Source organism: Bacillus sp. GC_Bacil_1, from assembly GCF_026540675.1.
In the GTDB taxonomy this organism is placed as follows: domain Bacteria; phylum Bacillota; class Bacilli; order Bacillales; family Bacillaceae_G; genus Bacillus_A; species Bacillus_A cereus.
The window spans coordinates 11783-30454 of sequence record NZ_JALNUG010000012.1 but is presented as its reverse complement, the minus strand read 5'-3'; the positions used below and the strand labels follow the sequence as shown (position 1 = coordinate 30454).

Here is an 18672-nt window from a genome sequence, read left to right as displayed (position 1 = left end):
TTTTTTATGAAAAAATTATGTTCCATCGTACTTATTTTTCTCTTATTTACATTAGCGGCTTGTACAAATGAACAAGATGCTATCTCTTCACAAAAGCAACAAACTGTGAGAAAGGCGACTACAACGGTAGAAAATCAATTACATACAGAAATTCCAAGCCAAATGAAGAAGCCATTAAAAATCGCATTAATTATGCAAATGTCCATCGGAACTTTTTCCTCTCAATATATTGAGGGTGTCAAAAAACAAGTTGAGCTATTTGGCGGCAGTGTACAAGTCTACAATTCTGATAACGATTTAGCAAAAATGGCTGCAAATTTAGATACTGCTATTAATTCAAAAGTGGATGGTATTTTAATTGATCATGGCCGTTCTGAAGCACTAAAACCTGGAGTAGAAAAAGCGTTACAGGCGAACATTCCCGTAGTTGCGTTCGATAACGATCTACGCTTGCCAGGTGTGACAATTATTGATCAAGATGACTATAGTCTTGCATGGAAATCATTAAAAACGTTAGCGGAAGATTTGAATGGACAAGGAAATATCGCAGTTGTATGGGTCGGCGGATTTGCTCCAATGGAACGTCGCAATGTTATCATTGATGCTTTTTATAAACGGTATCCAAATATAAAAGAAGTTGCAAGATTCGGTACTGCTAGTAATAACACACCGCTCGATACACAAACACAAGTAGAAGCTTTACTAAAGAAATATCCGAAAAAAGGCGATTTACAAGCTATTTTCGCTTCGTGGGATGAGTTTGCTAAAGGGGCTGTTAAAGCACTTGAACAAGCTGGTCGTACAGATATAAAAGTATATGGCATTGACTTAAGTAATGAGGATTTACAACTCATGCAAAAAGAAAACTCACCTTGGACTGCTACAGCTGCAACTGATCCAGCTGAAGTAGGTAAGGTTCAAGTACGATTTTTATACAAAAAAATTGCTGGCGAACAAACGCCAGATATTTATTCACTAGAACCTTATTTAGTAAAGAAAAATAGTTTACCAAAAGAAAATATAACAATGGATCAGTTATCAAAATATATAAACGGTTGGGGAGACTCAAAAGATGCATATTCCCCTTGGATGAAAAAATTAGAGAAGGAGAAAAAATGATGACGTTCTCTCTTCAAAACATTACACATTCTTATCATGTCGCTACACCTGTTCTAGAAGATGTTTCTATTCATATTCAAAAAGGAAAAGTACACGCTTTACTAGGCATGAACGGTGCGGGAAAAAGTACTTTACTAAAAATAGCAACTGGTGAAATTCAACCAGTTGTTGGCGATATAAAAATTGATACTCAGTCTGTTTCCTTTACTTCACCGCGCGATGCAAAAAAGCATGGCATTTCTTTCGTAACACAAGAAGTAGATCACGGACTTATTCCCGGATTATCTGTATTAGAAAATGTACTAATCGATCATTTAGCAATGCAAAATAAAGTACTATTTTCAAAGTCCAAATTAATCGCACTTGCTAAACAACATTTGCAAACTGTACAGGTAAATTTAAATGTTTCGGAAGATGTTTCAAACTGTTCATTACATGAAAAACAATTACTTCTTATCGCAAGAGCTTTATCTAACAATACAAATTACCTTTTATTAGATGAACCTACTTCTTCTCTTGGACCAAAAGAAGTTGAAACCTTCGGGAAACTATTAAAAGATTTAACATCAAAAGGAATTGGCATCCTTTTAGTTTCTCATCGTTTATCAGAGATTCGAAATTTCGCGGATGATGTAACTGTATTACATAACGGTCAAGTTGCCCTTTCTGAAACCATTACAACGATTACAGATCAACAAATTGTGGAAGCAATGACTGGAAAACAACTTACACTTCCTATTAATACCGCACCAAAAACCGGGAGCGAGGAACTATTTAAAGTACAAGAGCTTCTATTACACGAAGGTCATTCTCCCCTTTCTCTTACAATACGAAAAGGAGAAACTGTTGTGATATACGGATTAATTGGAAGTGGAAAAACAACACTTGCTGAAACGTTATTTGGTGCTCTTCATACTTATCACGCAGAAATAGACGGTCAAAAACTAACGATTAAAACACCACGAGATGCGATTAAAGCGAAAATCGCACTTGTACCAGAAGAAAGAAGAAAACAAGGCGTATTTCTTTCGGAAGATATTATAAGTCACACAAATTTACATCAATCAGGTTGGAAACGAAAACAAACCGAATTAAATGATGCTACTACAGCAATTTCTTCTTTCGGTATTTCACCAAATGACCCAAAGGCACATATTCATTCACTTAGCGGTGGAAACCAACAAAAAGTCTCAATTGCAAAGTGGAGTGGATTCAAACCTAATCTATTTCTTTTAGACGAGCCGACTAAAGGTGTAGACATCGCTGCGAAACAAGACATTTTTCAATTCATTCGCAACATTACAGAAAACGGAAGTTCCGTAATTTATTTCACAGGAGAACAAGATGAAGCGTTGCATATTGCTGATCGCATTCTTATACTGGCAAACGGAGAATTTGTAGGTGAATACTTACCAAGCGAACTATCTCCTGAACAGCTTTTACATTTATCTGAAGGGAGCTATTCCATTGAATCTCGTTCATAAAACGAAAACTAAGAAACTATATTTACCTACTCATCTTTTTTATCAATTTAGTACAATTGCTATTATTATAGGTGTTACAATTTTTTTCTCTATCGTCAATGATTCTTTTTTAACATATAACAATATTAGTGATATTTTACGTTCTATCTCCATCGTAACGTTACTTGCAATCGGCGTTACCTTTACATTGATTGTAGATGGATTTGATTTATCAGTCGGCTCTACCGCTAGTTTAGCAACAATTGCAGCTGCTTCTTGTCTCGTTTTATATCGACAAGAACTATTAGTTACACTCCTTGTTCCTATTCTTTGCGGATTATTAGTTGGATTATTAAATGCACTACTCGTTATCCGAATTAAACTACCCGATTTACTAGCTACATTAAGTATCATGTATATCGTTAATGGACTACACTTAACATTTTCAAAAGGATCCTCAATTTATGAAGGAATGTCCGGTGCAACAGGACATTTTGTTCCATCCTTTTTATTTATCGGTCAAGGTTCCGTCTTAGGAATTCCAGTCCCTGTCATTATCATGCTTACTGTCGTTTTAATTGCACATCTATTTTTAGAAAAAACAACGTACGGTCGTTTCTTTTATATGACTGGTGGGAATCGAGAAGCTGCTAGATTAGCCGGTATTCCTACTGATCGTTACCGTGTATATGCTTATATGATTAGTGGTTTACTAGCTTCTATTGGCGGCATTATTCTATGCAGCCGCGTTGGAACAGGACAAGTTTCAGCTGGTGCTCCATTATTAATGGATGCAGTCGCAGCTGCCTATATCGGTTACGCAATGTTCGGTGCCAAGAAACCAAATATAGTCGGAACATTCCTCGGCTCGGTATTAATTGGAATTATATTAAATGGACTCACAATGATGAACGTCCCTTATTATGCACAAGATATCATTAAAGGCAGCATTTTAATTACAGCTTTAGCCTTTTCATTTATTAAAAAGAAGCGTAAATAAAAAGTAGAGCATCGAATTCGATGCTCTACTTTCCCTTTGCAACAATCACACGAACTACTTTCAAAACAAGAAGTAAAAGACCGTTCACTATCGCTGCAACCCCTAAAGAGACCGATATCATCAGCTCTCCCATTCCATTATTCAATACAAACATAGCAGAAGAAATGAAAGCCAAAATAAACAATACTAACGTTGGTATATATTTAATAACAGGCTTCTTATATGACTTTTGTGAAAGAAGAAACGTAATTACCAACGTCATAATGAAAACAAAATATACTACAAATAAGAAAATCACACGAAAGCCTCCACGATTACTAAACTATGAAAAAGATAACAGCAGTTAAAAATTATTAATATTTCTCATTCATCTGTAATTCTTTACTATACTTTTGAATGAAAACTGACGAAACAACCATTACCATTCCTACACTAAATCCAATAAGCTGATCCAGTAGCATCTCATCATGTATGAGCCAGCGAAGTAGAAATACCCCTCCAAAAATAAGCATAGCAGTAAATCCGGTATGCCTAAGTCCTTTATATACATTTTCCATATGTATCACCTCTTCGCACAACATTATCCATATTATACCATGCAACCATCAAGTAACCGTATCGTCCTCTGACAATATGCAGCTACCTTTTGATCATGTGTAACAACTAGCACTGTTTTTCCTTCTTTATTAATCTCTTGTAAAATACTCATAATTTTTTCCCCATTTTCTTGATCAAGAGCACCAGTCGGTTCATCAGCAAGTATAATTTTTGTATCTTGTGCTAAAGCCCTTGCTATTGCTGTTCTTTGCTGTTCTTTGCTGTTCTCCTCCTGATAACTCGTAAGGATATTTGTTAATATGCCTCTCAAGCCCTACCATTTTCAGCATTTCTTTTGATATTTGCATACGTTTCTTATGAGAAATTCTTCTATATATAAGTGGCAGCATTACATTTTCAATAATCGTATAATCATCGAGTAGCGAAAAGTTCTGAAACACAAATCCAACTTCCGTGTTTCTATACTTATGATAGTTTTGCTTTAATGTACTCGTATCCATTCCATCTAAAAAATACTTTCCAGCAGAGGGGCTATCGATTAAGCCAATAATGTTAAGGAGAGTAGACTTCCCCGAACCAGAGGGGCCCATAATGGCTATCATTTCGCCTTTTTCTATTGTAAGATTAATATCTTTTAAAGCACTAAAATTATTCTTTCCAAAGCCCTTAGCCACATTTGCGAGCTGAATCATCTATAACACCTCTTTCATATATGTATTTTTTATTTTTAGTACATTGAAATAAATGATTGCATATATAACGAGGATCATTACAAGTGATAAAGCACCTATAACAACCAATGATTCTATAGAGACTTTTAACGTTCCAAAGAAAGATACTATACTATTTTCTAGCCCTTTCTGAATTTCAATTACTCCGCTATTCTCCCATTGAAAATACATTATTCCTATACATATCGCTAAAACGAATAGCAACATATACTCAATAATAAATGGAAGACATATTTGAAAAGTGCTTGCACCTAACGCTGATTTAATAGAAATATTTTTACGCTCCATATAAAGTGCTGCCATTGATGTCAATACAATAGATAGAAATGAAAAAAATAAGACTGTACCGCTTAATAATAAGGGGTATGACATATTATCAATACCTTGTTTTTCATTTTCTAACAATTTATTCGGATTTGTAACATAATACGAATAACCCTTACCTTCCGTTACCTTTAATACTTTCTTTTGAAATTCATTTATATTTATCTGCTCCTTTGTTTCTATAATTAACCCATTGTATAAAAGTTCTACACTATAGAACTCTATTTCTTCTGTTCCAATTGGTAAAATCGCCATGTCATCTAATAATGTAATACGATTATCCGATATTTCACCACTTCGAGGATATGTAAATGGTGAATTTTTTTCTAAAAAGCCAATTACTTTTAGCTTCATTTTTCCAGATGGTATAACATCACCAATAGATACCTTTTCTATATAATTAGCCCCTAATATAACAGGTCTAATATCAAATACTGATTTATGAAATTCCGATTCCTCAAAATATCTTCCTTGTGAAATTCGTATATGAAAGTACTTATTAATATCTTTATCAACAATAAGAGTCTTTATCGTTCCATTTTCTTTTTTTAAACTAAGTGAATAGTTACGGAACAAATAATTTGTTTTATTTGTTATTGGTATCGTATTAGATAACCCTTGCATGAAATGTTGATAATCACTTTTTGCTTTTTCTTCGCTAAACAATGTTATATCTTGCGTCGCATAAAGTTCATAGAAATTTTTATGAGTCGATAAATTATTTGCTACCGTCATCATTTTTCGATATCCCGAAAGATTACTAACAAATTCTATTGCTGAAGAAAATGCAATAATTAAAGAAATTACTATAATCAAACTTGGTAACAACCGTTTTTTCACAGACCGTATAGAATCAAATATAAAAAACATGAAGACCTCCTACGTTCTTAAATGTTTTCCGGGATATATATTTATAATGTGCTTGATTGGAATTACAGTAACAAAAATTGTAAGAAAAATTATAAAAACAATATTACATACCAATACATATGGTGTTAACGGTTTTAATAAGTATGTCTGAAAATACGTATGAATTGTTCCAGAAAACATTTCTAACACCAGAAAAACCAACAGCATCGCCACTAGAGAAATAAACAAAATTTGAATATATAGTTCGCAGTAAATAGATATATTAGAAGCACCTACTGCTTTTTTTAATGAAATCTCTCTTTCTTTTTTATAAATCCAAAATAAAACCGCAGAAATGCCAGAAACAATTGCAACAAGAATAAATTTATAATAATACTTATTTGCTGGATCTATATGTGTCACATGTAGTTCCTGAAGATCTCGTTCATTCAGTATTTGAACATCTCCCGAAAGCACTTCTTTACTCCTATCCATAAACTTTTTTATTTCGTTATGAATAGATGATGTAGGATTAACAACTGTTAATTGTAATTGTTTACTCGCGATAATACCTTTTTTAGATATAGTAGGTAAGTTTTGAAGTGGAACGTATATACCTGCTACACCGACGTCACTGTCTTTTCTTGATATAGTTCCTATTTTTTTATATGTATCATCAAATTCATATAACTCCTCTACATTCGTTTGATCGCCAACAACCATATCGTTTACATTTTCACGATGAAAATATTGTCCTTCAGAAATATATGGCTTCCAATAATAATCATCTTTTAAGTTCACAGCTATAATCTTTGTTGCCCCTGAACTATTTAATGCTTTTAAATGCTCTACATAAATATCACTTTTAACAAAAATATCTTGTATGAAAGGAATTATCTCTTCCAATTCAGTTGCATTCGCTATCGGAACAGTTAAAATTTGATTCTTCTCTGGAAAACCGATTTGAAAAGCAGATATAAAGTTTCGTTTAGATTCTGTTAAAAGTGCGGCTATTGATATAGAAAGAAAAGAAATAAAAAATGACATAAGGAGAATTAAGAAAAACAGTTTATTGCTTTTTATATTTTTAAAAGCTAGGTACATGTCTGTGCTCCTTTTAAATAAGAAGGAGATGATGAACATCCCCTTCTCCTTATCCAAATATTTATAAAGACAACTGTTTAATGCTTTTTACCACTGTAATCGTAAGTTACCGTTACTATCAAAAGTACCTTTGTGTGTATCTTCTTGATAGTCATTATTCTCATTTGCATAATGCTCCGAGTATAGTCCTTTTGCACCAAAGGCGTTATATGCACCATTACTCACAGTTGCGTTTAATGCTCTTCCAGATTCATGGGACCCTAATTTGTCTGAAGCGCTTTCAATATATGAATTATTTCCATTTGATTTAATAAAAGAAATTGCTACTGAACAACGAGATGCATTTTGATTCGTAGTAGTTTGAGCTCTATAAGATAGTAGGTTACCGCTTTTGTGACCGCTTAGAGTTGGATAGAATGCACTTGTTGAGATTGATGTTGCTAATAATACTAAAGTCGTAATTGAAAAAACTTTTCCTTTCATTAACAATCACCTCATAAATTTAATATTTTAGTAGCGCTACATCATCATAATATCCTTCAAATAAATTCTCCTCAACAAGAAACCCCGATGTTTTACAAACTCTTTAAACACTTAAACATTCATACATTTTTAAAAAGTAACGTATAAGTAGCAATATAAAAAGGCTGCAGAGAAATTCTTCTCCACAGCCTAATTATTATTTTTGCAAAAACGCCTGCAAATCTGCAAATTGTCTCTTTGCATCTTCATAGCCTTGCTCGTATAAATTTTGTAGTTTTGCTGTATCTTTTTCCATACGATCTACTTGAAGCGGCACTTCTGGGCGAATAACAAATAAATTACCAGCTTGCTCTTCTTTTTCAATATAGTGAAGTGTTTCATTATACACTTCATAACGATTCAACATCGTGTTAACAAGATTCGGATATTTTTTATAAGCTTTTCCTGCAATCCATCCGAATTTTGATTTTTTCTTCGCGTAACCATGATTTCTCGTTAAAATAACGACTGATTTTTTAAATCCATCTTCCTGTGCTTTACGAACTGGAATTGGATCAGAAATCCCGCCATCTAATAACTGCTTACCACGGTAATTTACTACTGGTGCAATGAAAGGCAATGAACTAGACGCTTGTAATAAATTTAGCGCATCATCATTCGTTCCTTCTTTTTCAAAATAAACAGATTGCCCAGTTTCACAATCCGTCGTTCCTACAAGGAAACGTTCTGGGCTATTAAAGTATGTTTCAAAATCAAACGGAACATGCTTTTCTGGGATTTCATGAAAAATGAAATCCATATCAAATAGTTGACGTTTTCTCCATAAGTTTTTATACGATAAATATTTCGGATGTGATGCATAATCAATATTGACCGTTTTATTTCTATTTCTTTGTCTGGAAAGATACGACGCTGCATGACAAGCACCAGCTGATACACCGATTACATATGGAAAATATAAATCTTGTTCCATAAAGTATTCTAATATCCCACCCGTATATACACCACGCATACCGCCGCCTTCTAATACTAACCCCGTATTTTCAAGCATGTTACTCTCTCCTCTATATATATTGACTCTTTAATTATTCACCATGTTAATTATCTTTTTCTATTATATATGAGTTCTTTCAGAAATTATATTTAAAAGCCTTGAGAAAAAGGAGTTTTTTCTTCCAATTATATTTCCAAATGACCGGAGACATCCTTTATAAACCTTTGAATAAAGTCTTGCTCTTCTTTCGTATATCCATCTAAAAGTAACAACCACTTTTCTTCAGCTTGCTTATGCAATTTTTCATGAGCTTTATATATTTCATTCCCACTCTCCGTTAAGCTGAAGAAGATTTCTTTTTGATTATCTAACATTTGCATCTTCTCAACGAATTGCTTTTGAAACAACTTTGTACAAATTTTAGAGATTGCTCCCTTCGTCATGCCCATTTCTGTCGTAATTGCCGTTACATTCATCAAACCATTTTTTCCGATACATTCGATTACATGTAACTCAGATAAAGACATACTACTTACGCCTGTCTCACGAAGAAACTTCTCATTTTGTCGTTTTAAATGTTCTTCTTTTTTATGCAAAAGTGTACGAATGTCCGACAGTATTTCCATTTGCTTCGTTGCATGCTTCAATCCGTTCGCCTCCTAAGTTTCCAAAGAAACAATTTAACTATATACCATTTTAAAACCATTTTTTCATCTTTACAAGTAAGAAAATCATGTTAAAATAAATTTAGTTTCTTAGGAAACTAAATCACAAGGAGGTTAACAAGATGAAAAAATCTAAACTAACTTTCATTTTATATGTTGTCTGTATTAGTGCCTTACTCGGTTCCTTCGCTCAAAATATTTACACACCTATCTTACCGATGATTCAAAATTCTTTTCACACTTCTCTTTATCTTGTAAATGTAACAGTTTCACTTTTCACATTCGTTCTTGCAATTATGCAGCTCGTATATGGACCTTTAATTGATACAAAAGGGAGAAAATCTGTCCTTATCCCTAGTTTAGTCATTAGTACAATTGGTTCTATCGGATGTGCCTTTTCGGCAAACATTTATTTATTTCTCTTTTTTAGAGCTGTTCAAGCTATACCTGTAGTTTCAGCAACGATTATCGGCGATTTATTTGAAGGAAAAGAACGCGGAGAAGCGATGAGCCTATACCAAATGTTACTTGCCCTCGCACCTGCAATGGCTCCTCTCATAGGTGGATTTCTTGGCAGTATAAATGGTCACTTATCTGTATTTCTCTTTTTATCTACACTTGGCATTATCTTATTAATTATAAACATTTCACTACTTCCAGAAACAAAGCCAAATGTAATTAAGCAGTCTAAAGCACAAAAGAATTACTCTCTTATCTTAAAAAATAAAACTGGATTTTCTATTACTCTTATTGGCTTCATTCAATTTTGTATTTACTTTTGCTTTCTCGTTTTTTTACCGAGCATTTTAGCAAATTCATTTCATCAAGCTGCAAATGAAATTGGTCTTATGTTTGTACCAATGTCTCTTTCTATCATGCTAGGAAGTTTTTGCTACAAGTTTTTGCAAAAACGCCTCACAACAAAGCAAACTTTATTTATTACGAGTTTCTTCAATATTATATGTGTCGTTTTATTCTCTTTCACATATAGCATCAATATCCCATTCATCATTATCGTTACATCTTTGTACGGTTTTAGTATGGGACTTTCTATGCCAACTCACACTACTTTATTAACAGAAGAATTCGTGCAAGAACGTGCAACAGCTATCGGTATGTACAACTTCATCCGCTATCTCGGTATGAGCACAGGGCCACTTGTAGGTGGATTTCTTTTATTTAACCAAAATTACTTTTGGATTTTCTTCCTAGGCGCAATTATGTTTTTACTTGTAATCTTATATGCAATGAAAATGCTAAGTTTTCATTCTGTACAAAAAGCAAAATAGAGCCCCCAAAAAGGTCGGCTCTATTTATCCTCTTTGATCCGCAACAATATGAATATCAATATACCTCGTTTGCCTCATAATCTCATTTACAATCGAACCTTTTCGTATTTCTTCCCAACGAGTTCTTGCCGATTGCCCAAGTAAAATTTGCGTTACCTGTAATCTTTTTGCGGCTTCAATAATAACATCTGCTGGCTTTCTTCCCTTTGCTTCTTCTAATACAAAACTTGCATCAAATTGATTCGTTAGCAACTTCCACTCTTCAATCGTCTGCTTTTTTCTAGCTGAAATAGAATCTATATTTTCCCTCTCAACGTTTAATACGTACAATTCAGCGTTTAACCGATCAGCCATGCGCCATCCCCGTCTTATTAATTTCTCCGCTGTTGAACTGTATTGTACACAAACAAGAATTTTTTCTTTTACGCCAATTGGTTCTATTACTGTTTGGCTAATTTTCTCGTCCATATCATCGGCAACCTCGCGAAGTGATAATTCCCTAAGTGCTCCTAAATTATTAAGCGTAAAGAAATTTTGTAAACTTTGCTGAATTTTTTCTTCTTTATATATCTTTCCGTCTATTAACCTCTTCCGAAGTACTTCCGGTGTTGCATCAACGAGCTGAATTTCATTTGCTTTTTGTAAAATAAAATCTGGAACTCGTTCTCTTACTTTTACATTCGTAATTTGAGCTACAATATCATGAACACTTTCTAAATGTTGAATATTAAAAGCTGATAATACCGATATACCAGCCTCTAACAATTCCTGCACATCCATATAACGTTTCTTATGTTTAGAACCAGGAACATTACTATGCGCAAGTTCATCCACTACGACTACTTGAGGCGCGCGTTTTTTTATTCCTTCCACATCAAGCTCATAAAATACCTTTCCTTTATACTGTATTTCTTTCAAAGGAACTTTTTCTAAATCAGCAATTGCTTCTTCCGTCTCTTTTCTTCCATGCGTTTCAATTAAACCAATTACAATATCAATTCCATCTTTTTTCATTTCCCTTGCATCAAAGAGCATTTTATAACTTTTTCCTACGCCTGGAGCTGCCCCTACATATAACTTTAACTTTCCCCGATTTTGTTGCCGAATATATTCTAAATATTCCTCTGGCGTTCGCCTTTGAAACTTCGGTTCATAATCATCCGCATACAAAATAAACACTGCCTTTCATTCGAAACAACGCTACCTCAATCCATTAGATTGAGGTAGCACTGTTACTATTTCATTAATTTTTGTAATGCTAAATTTAGCTTTAAGACATTCACTCGATCTTCTCCAAATAAACCAAGTGCAGCACCTTCTGTTTGATCTTTAATCAATTGATTAAGTTTTTCTTTCGGAATATTCGTTAATTTCGAAATGCGATCCACCTGCACCGAGGCCGCCTTTGGACTAATATCAGGATCAAGCCCTGAACCTGAATTTGTCACTAAATCTATCGGTACTTCTGTTACTGGAACGCTCGGATTTTGTTTCTTCCACTCTTCAATACTTTTCTCTACTCGTTTCTCTAAATCTGGATTAGATGGTGCATAGTTATTTGAACCAGATGCTTCTGCCTTATATTCAATACTAGAAACACGCCCTTGAAAATAACGTGGATCCGTGAAGTTTTGCCCGATTAATTTAGAACCAATCACTTCATTTTTATCATTATATATTAGACTTCCATCCGCATTATCCTTCATCACGGCTTGTGCAATACCAGTAACAATAAGTGGGTATACAAGTCCACACAACACTAGAAATGTAAAAGTAATACGGATAATTGGTGATAGTATACTTTGTTTCTTCTCCATCTTTTTCCCCTCTTCCTTATATGAACAAACCGACAATTATATCAATTACCTTAATTCCAATGAATGGAACAATCACTCCGCCAAGTCCATAAATAAGTAAGTTTCGGCTAAGCAATGCATTAGAACTCATCGGTTTATATGCGATACCTTTCATCGCTAACGGAATGAGTAGTGGAATAATAACAGCGTTAAATATTAATGCTGATAAAATCGCTGACAGTGGTGATGTTAACTTCATTATGTTTAGTGCTTCCATTTGCGGAATCGCAAGTGTAAACATTGCTGGAATAATTGCAAAATATTTCGCTATATCATTCGCAATACTAAATGTCGTCAACGCACCACGTGTCATTAACAATTGCTTCCCAATTCCTACAACCTCAATAATTTTCGTTGGATTCGAGTCTAAATCAATCATATTTGCTGCTTCTTTCGCAGCTGTCGTACCACTATTCATCGCTAATCCAACGTCAGCCTGTGCTAATGCCGGAGCATCATTTGTGCCATCACCTGTCATCGCTACAAGTTTCCCTTTATCTTGCTCTGCTTTAATAACAGCAATCTTATCTTCTGGTTTACACTCGGCAACGAATTCATCTACCCCTGCTTCTTTTGCAATCGTTGCTGCTGTTAACGGATTATCACCTGTACACATGACCGTTTTAATCCCCATTTGGCGCAACTGTTCAAAACGCTCACGCATACCCGGTTTTACTGTATCCTTTAAATAAATTAAACCGTAAATACGATTATCTACTGCAACTACAAGTGGTGTTCCGCCCTCTTTTGAAATTAAGTCTGCTTTTTGATTTACATCTTTCGGAATTGTTCCACCTTGTGACCCAACCCATTCAATAACGGCACCGACAGCACCTTTTCTCACTTTCGTTCCGTCTTGTAAATCAACACCACTCATTCTCGTTTCTGCTTTAAACGGAACAAACTCCCCTTGTTCTGCAAGTTCTCTATTATATGATATAGATTTTCCCTGCACATACTCGATAACAGATCGACCTTCTGGCGTTTCATCTAAAACAGAACTAATAGCGGCCCACTTTCCAACTTGCTCAATCGTTTCATTTCCTACAGGCAATAATGTATGAGCCATCCGATTCCCAAAAGTAATTGTACCTGTTTTATCTAAAATAATTGTATTAATATCGCCCGCAGCTTCTACTGCTTTCCCTGACATCGCTAGCACGTTAAATTTTGTCACCCGGTCCATCCCAGCAATACCAATCGCTGATAGCAAACCACCAATTGTCGTTGGAATTAAACATACTAACAATGCTACGAGTACAGCTGTATCAATTTGAAACCCTAAATAATTTGTAAAAATCGGCAACGTCACAACGACGATCAAGAAAATAAGAGTTAAGCTCGTTAATACTGTATTTAAAGCAATTTCATTTGGCGTTTTTTGACGAGCAGCTCCTTCTACTAAAGAAATCATTTTGTCGATAAATGATTCACCAGGATTACTCGTAATGACAATTGTAATTTCATCACTTACGACCATCGTTCCACCTGTTACGGAACAAAAATCACCGCCTGCTTCTTTTATAACAGGAGCTGATTCCCCTGTAATTGCAGATTCATCTACAGATGCTAATCCTTTGATTACTTCGCCATCATTCGGAATCATTTCTCCTTGTTTTACGATAACAACGTCACCTTTTCTAAGATCAGTTGCTGAAACTTGGACAATGTCTCCATTTTCTTTTACAACATTTGCAAACACATCTTTCTTCGACTGCTTTAAAGAATCGGCTTGCGCTTTACCACGACCCTCTGCTAATGCTTCTGCAAAATTCGCAAATAAAACTGTAAATAATAGAATGAGAGAAACTGTTATATTAAACCATCCTGGTATACTACTAGAACTGCTTGGAAGAAAAGATAAAATGAACGTAATGATAAACCCAATTTCCACAACGAACATAATCGGATTCTTTATCATGACTTTCGGATTCAATTTCGCAACGGATTGTTTCATCGCATGTGTTACGATATCACGATCCATCGTTTTCGCTTGTCTAACTTCATCTTCTACAGCATGTATTTGTGACTCATTTAATTGTTTTTCTTTTACTACTACCGGTCTCATCATTTACCCTCCATTACTTCAATGTAAGAAATTCTGCAATTGGTCCGAGTACTAACATCGGGAAGAATGTTAATGCACCGACAATTACAATTGTTCCGATGAAGATACCACCAAATAAACTATTATCTGTGCGGAACGTTCCGACTGTTTCTGGCACTACCGTTTTTTCTTTCAGCGAAGCTGCCACAGCTAGCATCGTAATTAAACTAAAGTAGCGTCCTAAAAACATAACTAAACCAGTCGTAATATTCCAAAACGGTGTATTATCTCCTAATCCTTCAAATCCAGATCCGTTATTCGCAGCTGACGATGTATACTCATATACAACTTGCGTTAAACCGTGGAAACCAGAATGAGAAATAGCATCCGTCCCTAAATTTGTTGAAAGAGCTAATGCCGAAAATCCTAAAATGAGCAATGGATGAAATAAAATCGTGACCGCGATTAATTTCATTTCCTTACCTTCAATCTTTTTACCTAAAAACTCTGGTGTCCGTCCAACCATTAACCCAGATATAAACACCGCGATAATTGCATACATAATAATATTTACAAAGCCTGCTCCAACGCCGCCATACACTGTATTTAACATCATATTTACAAGTGGAACTAGACCGCCAATTGGTGTTAACGTATCATGCATCGTATTAACAGCACCAGTTTCAGCAGCTGTCGTTACTGTTGCGTATAGTGAAGAAAATACTGTTCCAAATCGTACTTCTTTCCCTTCTGTACTTCCTTGTACATGTTCGATACCCATTCCATTTAATGCCGGATTCCCGTTTAGTTCAGATGTCGTAATCGTTATAAATCCTAGTAAAAACACCATAAATAGTGACACGAAAAGGATGCGACCTTGTTTTTTATTTCCGACCATTCGTCCGTACGTAAATGGAAGTGCTGTTGGTAATAACATCATAAGCATCATTTGCAAAATATTACTCATTTGTCCTGGATTTTCGAAAGGATGCGTAGAGTTTGCTCCGAAAAATCCACCGCCGTTATTCCCAAGTTCCTTAATGGAAACGAATGATGCAACAGGTCCACGTAAAATACTTTGCTTTGCACCTTCAATCGTTTGTGCTGTAACCGCCCCATCTAACGTTTGTGGTACACCAAGTGCGACAAAAACTAGTGCCGCAATAAATGCGATAGGAAGAAACACTCTCGTTAACGCTCTCGTAAAATCAACGAAAAAGTTACCAAGTTCTTTTCCAGCAAGTCCTCTTATAAAAGCCATAACGAGCGCTAATGTCGTTGCTGGTGCCGCAAACATTAAAAATGTAATTCCGATTAATTGTGATAAATAAGATAAACCATTTTCACCGCTATAATGCTGTAAGTTTGTATCAGCCATAAAACTAATTGCTGTATTAAAAGCGAGCGTAGGCTCCATCCCTTCAATATGCGCTGGATTTAGTGGCAGCACACCTTGTAATCTGAAAATGAAGTATACGACAACGATCATAAATCCATTTAATAAAACTAATGATAATGCGTACTGTTTCCACGTTTGATTGTATGCTTTTACACCCGTAATTTTAAAAATAAGTTTTTCAAAAGGCCCGAATACTTTATCTAACGTTTTGCTACCTTGAAAAGCTTTTTCTAAATAAATCCCCGTTGGCTTTGCTACTAAAATAAACAAGAGCATTGTAATAATGACTGCAACCCAAATCATAATGAATGATTCCCCCTAATTAAAACTTCTCTGGATTTAATAATGCATACACTAAATACACTGTAATTGCTGCGACAATAACCGATAAGACAATCATCATGATTGCTTTCCTTCTTTCACAACTTTATCTGACCAACTTGCAAGACTTGCCATCGATGCAACTAATAAAATAAAAATCCCGACCATTACAACATCTAACATAACTATCCCTCTCTTCTTTTTGTAAAAATTTACCATTAAAATATTAAAAAAGAACACTGAGCTCTACTCAGTGTTCAAAAAATGAACAACAAAAAGTAAACCTCCTCTCTAAACGCTTACGAGGTTAGCTGTCGGATTCGGGCCTAAAGAGTAGCCCTACTTTCAAAACTGAAAGATTCACCCCAAGTGACGATGCACAAAATTGGTTCCCCCGCTCCATTTCTGGAACTCAGCGATTTTAGGTTTTTTTGGAAATTTTATGAATGATTTATGAGAGTAAATATACTCCTCTATATTTCACTTGTAAAGGGCTAAATTTCTGAAAATAATAATATTTACATTCGTTTAAACGCTTACATTGAAGATTATTACTATTATTTCATCTATTTTCTTTATTTCTCTTCTCTTTTCTTAAAAATGACCTTTTAAATATGAAATAAAAAGAGCGAATGACATGAAGTGCATAGCTTGTTGCACTCAGCATTCGCTCTTTTTTATTCAACCTTTATTCTCCTCGTAAAAATGCACGTAAATTTCTCCCACGAATATAAACTTGTGTCAATTCTGCATGTAGCTGCTCATACTCGGTAATATCCATCTCTAAATACAAAGCATCTTTTGACGGTAATATAATATATGGCCCGGGAAAAAGGGGATCAATCTGAACCAATTCTTGAACTCGCTCTACCGATACTGCCCAACGATTTGCTATATCTCCAAGTAATAGTACCTTCATCATTTCTTCCCCCGCCCTATTCAAAAAATAAAAAAGAAATATTATCACAATTTGTAAACACGACAAACTTAGCTCCAATTGTTTCATAGAGCCTCGCTGGATATCGTTTATTCCTTGTAACAACAGTAATAGGTGCTTGAAAAGAAAAACGAATGTGTTCTGTGAAGAAACTAACGATTGGAAGCTCATCCCCTAGTAAAATCACCTTCTTAATGCACTCACAAATACTAGTAAAATCCTGCTCCTTACTACAACTATAAGTCCAATCAAACCCACAATTCCTAACTTCAGCCGCTACCTCTTCATTTGCTGTAAAAATAATTAACTCATGCTGAAATGCTACTAGCTCTCTTAAACTCTTAACCTTGCTTTCTTCTCCAACACAAATAAGTGTTAGTTCCATGTACCTCATCCTCCTTAGTATAAAAGAAATCAAACATAGATTGATATTCCCCTATACTAATCAGATCGATGAAGTGATGTATCCATCATGGCACCGTCCTCTCTCAAGACGCTTACGAAGTTAGCTGTCGGATTCGGGCTTTGAGAGTAGCCCTACTTTCAAATTTGAAAGATTCACCCCTAGTGACACTGCACAAATTGGTTCCTCCGCTCCATATAATTGGACTCAGCGTTTACAAAAAAATATATTCTGGCTGATATATTACTCCTGTATTTTGAAAAAGTAAACAGAAAAAAAGCCAGTTATAAAACTGGCTTTTCACTTACCTATACACGCGTTCTATTCACTTTATACGCAAAATGATTCGTCGGTCCATGACCACTACCAATATTCAATGGCTCTTCAATTGCTATACTAATAAATCGTTTTGCTTCTTGAACAGCATCTTCAATTGAGTATCCTTTCGCAAGTCCTGCTGTAACCGCTGAAGCAAATGTACACCCACTTCCGTGCGTTTGCTTTGAAGGAATTCGCTCGCTTCTAAACTCAATAAATTCTTCTCCATCAAAGAGGAAATCAATTACTTCATTACCTTGATATTCTGCATGTCCGCCCTTCATAAGCACATATTTAGCACCTAATTCGTGCAATACTTTTGCAGCTTCCTTACTATCTTCAACATTATGAATCTCCATCCCAGTTAACACTTCTGCTTCTGGAACATTCGGTGTTATAACGGTTGCTACTGGTAATAAATATTCTTTTAATGCATGAACTGCTTCTTGCTGTAATAATGATGCACCACCTTTTGCGATCATAACGGGATCTAGCACAATATTATTCCAGCCAAATTTTTTAATTTGTTCTGCAACAATTTGAATTATTTCACTACTAAATAACATTCCTAGTTTCACTGCATCTGGTGTTAAATCCGTACCAATTGAATTCAGCTGTTCTGTAATACCTTCTAACGGAACAGGATATACCCCTTGAACGCCAAGCGTGTTTTGAGCAGTAATTGCCGTAATAGCCGTCATTCCGTATACACCAAGCTCTTGGAATGTTTTTAAATCTGCCTGAATTCCAGCACCGCCGCCGCTATCAGATCCTGCAATTGTTAAAGCTTTATTCACTTTCATCCCACTCAT

General features: G+C 35.1%; 21 protein-coding genes, 1 pseudogene and 2 riboswitches. Of the genes and pseudogenes, 4 read left to right on the top strand and 18 right to left on the bottom strand.

Annotation, left to right across the window (positions count from 1 at the left end):
* The first annotated feature begins 6 nt into the window (after nucleotides 1-6).
* The 3 genes from OXT04_RS18530 to OXT04_RS18520 are packed head-to-tail and all read left to right on the top strand — an operon-like array spanning nucleotide 7 to nucleotide 3582.
* Nucleotides 7-1119, top strand: a complete 1113-nt coding sequence (locus OXT04_RS18530; protein ID WP_000732062.1) for a sugar ABC transporter substrate-binding protein — start codon at nucleotides 7-9, stop codon at nucleotides 1117-1119.
* Nucleotides 1116-2603 carry a sugar ABC transporter ATP-binding protein gene (locus OXT04_RS18525; RefSeq protein ID WP_002093884.1) on the top strand — a complete coding sequence of 496 codons (1488 nt, stop codon included), beginning with the start codon at nucleotides 1116-1118 and terminating at the stop codon, nucleotides 2601-2603. The genes OXT04_RS18530 and OXT04_RS18525 overlap by 4 nt, the downstream gene beginning before the upstream one ends.
* A complete protein-coding gene (locus OXT04_RS18520) occupies nucleotides 2587-3582 on the top strand; it encodes an ABC transporter permease (protein WP_086422283.1) in 996 nt (331 codons plus the stop codon). Before OXT04_RS18525 ends, OXT04_RS18520 begins: the two co-directional genes overlap by 17 nt.
* 25 nt (nucleotides 3583-3607) lie before the next feature.
* Here the strand turns inward: OXT04_RS18520 and OXT04_RS18515 are convergent, their stop codons facing one another.
* The 8 genes and pseudogenes from OXT04_RS18515 to OXT04_RS18480 all read right to left on the bottom strand — a co-directional run bounded on the left by OXT04_RS18515 (nucleotide 3608) and on the right by OXT04_RS18480 (nucleotide 9272).
* Nucleotides 3608-3880, bottom strand: coding sequence for a hypothetical protein (locus OXT04_RS18515; RefSeq protein ID WP_000576483.1), 273 nt, complete (start codon nucleotides 3878-3880; stop codon nucleotides 3608-3610).
* Between the two features lie 55 nt (nucleotides 3881-3935).
* On the bottom strand, nucleotides 3936-4163 hold the full coding sequence (locus OXT04_RS18510) for a hypothetical protein (RefSeq protein ID WP_072939990.1): 228 nt from the start codon (nucleotides 4161-4163) through the stop codon (nucleotides 3936-3938).
* Between the two features lie 8 nt (nucleotides 4164-4171).
* Nucleotides 4172-4832, bottom strand: a pseudogene (locus OXT04_RS18505) (ABC transporter ATP-binding protein).
* Complete coding sequence (locus OXT04_RS18500; protein ID WP_000465078.1) at nucleotides 4833-6065, bottom strand: ABC transporter permease; 1233 nt, start codon at nucleotides 6063-6065, stop codon at nucleotides 4833-4835.
* A 9-nt stretch (nucleotides 6066-6074) separates the two neighbouring features.
* On the bottom strand, nucleotides 6075-7148 hold the full coding sequence (locus OXT04_RS18495; protein WP_016513708.1) for an ABC transporter permease: 1074 nt from the start codon (nucleotides 7146-7148) through the stop codon (nucleotides 6075-6077).
* Between the two features lie 87 nt (nucleotides 7149-7235).
* A complete protein-coding gene (locus OXT04_RS18490) occupies nucleotides 7236-7631 on the bottom strand; it encodes a hypothetical protein (RefSeq protein WP_000676983.1) in 396 nt (131 codons plus the stop codon).
* Nucleotides 7632-7827: 196 nt separating this feature from the next.
* The gene (locus OXT04_RS18485) at nucleotides 7828-8682 is read right to left on the bottom strand and encodes a patatin-like phospholipase family protein (RefSeq protein ID WP_000892676.1); all 855 of its coding nucleotides are present in this window, start codon (nucleotides 8680-8682) and stop codon (nucleotides 7828-7830) included.
* 128 nt (nucleotides 8683-8810) lie between these two features.
* Nucleotides 8811-9272: a MarR family transcriptional regulator gene (locus OXT04_RS18480; protein WP_000679681.1), complete on the bottom strand. Its 462-nt coding sequence runs from the start codon at nucleotides 9270-9272 to the stop codon at nucleotides 8811-8813.
* 140 nt (nucleotides 9273-9412) lie between these two features.
* Here OXT04_RS18480 and OXT04_RS18475 point away from each other — a divergent pair, with 140 nt between their 5' ends.
* Nucleotides 9413-10579, top strand: a complete 1167-nt coding sequence (locus OXT04_RS18475; protein WP_267416542.1) for an MFS transporter — start codon at nucleotides 9413-9415, stop codon at nucleotides 10577-10579.
* Nucleotides 10580-10603: 24 nt separating this feature from the next.
* Here OXT04_RS18475 and kdpDN read toward each other — a convergent pair whose 3' ends face one another.
* The 10 genes from kdpDN to thiD all read right to left on the bottom strand — a co-directional run bounded on the left by kdpDN (nucleotide 10604) and on the right by thiD (nucleotide 18663).
* Nucleotides 10604-11758: a KdpD-like non-kinase potassium sensor gene (gene kdpDN, locus OXT04_RS18470; protein WP_267416541.1), complete on the bottom strand. Its 1155-nt coding sequence runs from the start codon at nucleotides 11756-11758 to the stop codon at nucleotides 10604-10606.
* A gap of 56 nt (nucleotides 11759-11814) precedes the next feature.
* On the bottom strand, nucleotides 11815-12396 hold the full coding sequence (gene kdpC / locus OXT04_RS18465; RefSeq protein ID WP_000412607.1) for a K(+)-transporting ATPase subunit C: 582 nt from the start codon (nucleotides 12394-12396) through the stop codon (nucleotides 11815-11817).
* Nucleotides 12397-12412: 16 nt separating this feature from the next.
* A complete protein-coding gene (kdpB, locus tag OXT04_RS18460) occupies nucleotides 12413-14503 on the bottom strand; it encodes a potassium-transporting ATPase subunit KdpB (protein ID WP_043936749.1) in 2091 nt (696 codons plus the stop codon).
* Nucleotides 14504-14516: 13 nt separating this feature from the next.
* The gene (kdpA, locus tag OXT04_RS18455; protein ID WP_000638330.1) at nucleotides 14517-16184 is read right to left on the bottom strand and encodes a potassium-transporting ATPase subunit KdpA; all 1668 of its coding nucleotides are present in this window, start codon (nucleotides 16182-16184) and stop codon (nucleotides 14517-14519) included.
* Nucleotides 16185-16203: 19 nt separating this feature from the next.
* Nucleotides 16204-16281 carry a K(+)-transporting ATPase subunit F gene (kdpF, locus tag OXT04_RS18450; RefSeq protein ID WP_223153441.1) on the bottom strand — a complete coding sequence of 26 codons (78 nt, stop codon included), beginning with the start codon at nucleotides 16279-16281 and terminating at the stop codon, nucleotides 16204-16206.
* Nucleotides 16281-16385, bottom strand: a complete 105-nt coding sequence (locus OXT04_RS18445) for a SipW-dependent-type signal peptide-containing protein (RefSeq protein ID WP_000887894.1) — start codon at nucleotides 16383-16385, stop codon at nucleotides 16281-16283. The genes kdpF and OXT04_RS18445 overlap by 1 nt, the downstream gene beginning before the upstream one ends.
* A 99-nt stretch (nucleotides 16386-16484) precedes the next feature.
* A riboswitch (cyclic di-AMP (ydaO/yuaA leader) is annotated at nucleotides 16485-16630 on the bottom strand.
* Between the two features lie 134 nt (nucleotides 16631-16764).
* Nucleotides 16765-16887, bottom strand: a complete 123-nt coding sequence (locus OXT04_RS18440; protein WP_001034421.1) for a hypothetical protein — start codon at nucleotides 16885-16887, stop codon at nucleotides 16765-16767.
* A gap of 3 nt (nucleotides 16888-16890) precedes the next feature.
* Nucleotides 16891-17124, bottom strand: coding sequence for a hypothetical protein (locus tag OXT04_RS18435; protein WP_002025339.1), 234 nt, complete (start codon nucleotides 17122-17124; stop codon nucleotides 16891-16893).
* A 13-nt stretch (nucleotides 17125-17137) separates the two neighbouring features.
* Nucleotides 17138-17524, bottom strand: coding sequence for a hypothetical protein (locus OXT04_RS18430; protein ID WP_016082793.1), 387 nt, complete (start codon nucleotides 17522-17524; stop codon nucleotides 17138-17140).
* A 93-nt stretch (nucleotides 17525-17617) separates the two neighbouring features.
* A riboswitch (cyclic di-AMP (ydaO/yuaA leader) is annotated at nucleotides 17618-17765 on the bottom strand.
* Nucleotides 17766-17850: 85 nt separating this feature from the next.
* Nucleotides 17851-18663, bottom strand: a complete 813-nt coding sequence (gene thiD, locus OXT04_RS18425; protein WP_029441655.1) for a bifunctional hydroxymethylpyrimidine kinase/phosphomethylpyrimidine kinase — start codon at nucleotides 18661-18663, stop codon at nucleotides 17851-17853.
* Nucleotides 18664-18672: the final 9 nt, after the last annotated feature.

What these genes read in the sequence shown, in the direction of transcription:
- kdpB (WP_043936749.1), bottom strand. Translation starts at nt 14,503, where the DNA reads ATGAGACCGGTAGTAGTAAAAGAAAAACAATTAAATGAGTCACAAATA.
- OXT04_RS18430 (WP_016082793.1), bottom strand. Translation starts at nt 17,524, where the DNA reads ATGGAACTAACACTTATTTGTGTTGGAGAAGAAAGCAAGGTTAAGAGT.
- OXT04_RS18495 (WP_016513708.1), bottom strand. Translation starts at nt 7,148, where the DNA reads ATGTACCTAGCTTTTAAAAATATAAAAAGCAATAAACTGTTTTTCTTA.
- OXT04_RS18500 (WP_000465078.1), bottom strand. Translation starts at nt 6,065, where the DNA reads ATGTTTTTTATATTTGATTCTATACGGTCTGTGAAAAAACGGTTGTTA.
- OXT04_RS18435 (WP_002025339.1), bottom strand. Translation starts at nt 17,124, where the DNA reads ATGATGAAGGTACTATTACTTGGAGATATAGCAAATCGTTGGGCAGTA.
- kdpC (WP_000412607.1), bottom strand. Translation starts at nt 12,396, where the DNA reads ATGGAGAAGAAACAAAGTATACTATCACCAATTATCCGTATTACTTTT.
- thiD (WP_029441655.1), bottom strand. Translation starts at nt 18,663, where the DNA reads ATGAAAGTGAATAAAGCTTTAACAATTGCAGGATCTGATAGCGGCGGC.
- OXT04_RS18530 (WP_000732062.1), top strand. Translation starts at nt 7, where the DNA reads ATGAAAAAATTATGTTCCATCGTACTTATTTTTCTCTTATTTACATTA.
- OXT04_RS18490 (WP_000676983.1), bottom strand. Translation starts at nt 7,631, where the DNA reads ATGAAAGGAAAAGTTTTTTCAATTACGACTTTAGTATTATTAGCAACA.
- OXT04_RS18485 (WP_000892676.1), bottom strand. Translation starts at nt 8,682, where the DNA reads ATGCTTGAAAATACGGGGTTAGTATTAGAAGGCGGCGGTATGCGTGGT.
- kdpF (WP_223153441.1), bottom strand. Translation starts at nt 16,281, where the DNA reads ATGATTGTCTTATCGGTTATTGTCGCAGCAATTACAGTGTATTTAGTG.
- kdpA (WP_000638330.1), bottom strand. Translation starts at nt 16,184, where the DNA reads ATGATTTGGGTTGCAGTCATTATTACAATGCTCTTGTTTATTTTAGTA.
- OXT04_RS18475 (WP_267416542.1), top strand. Translation starts at nt 9,413, where the DNA reads ATGAAAAAATCTAAACTAACTTTCATTTTATATGTTGTCTGTATTAGT.
- OXT04_RS18445 (WP_000887894.1), bottom strand. Translation starts at nt 16,385, where the DNA reads ATGTTAGATGTTGTAATGGTCGGGATTTTTATTTTATTAGTTGCATCG.
- OXT04_RS18510 (WP_072939990.1), bottom strand. Translation starts at nt 4,163, where the DNA reads ATGTTGTGCGAAGAGGTGATACATATGGAAAATGTATATAAAGGACTT.
- OXT04_RS18525 (WP_002093884.1), top strand. Translation starts at nt 1,116, where the DNA reads ATGATGACGTTCTCTCTTCAAAACATTACACATTCTTATCATGTCGCT.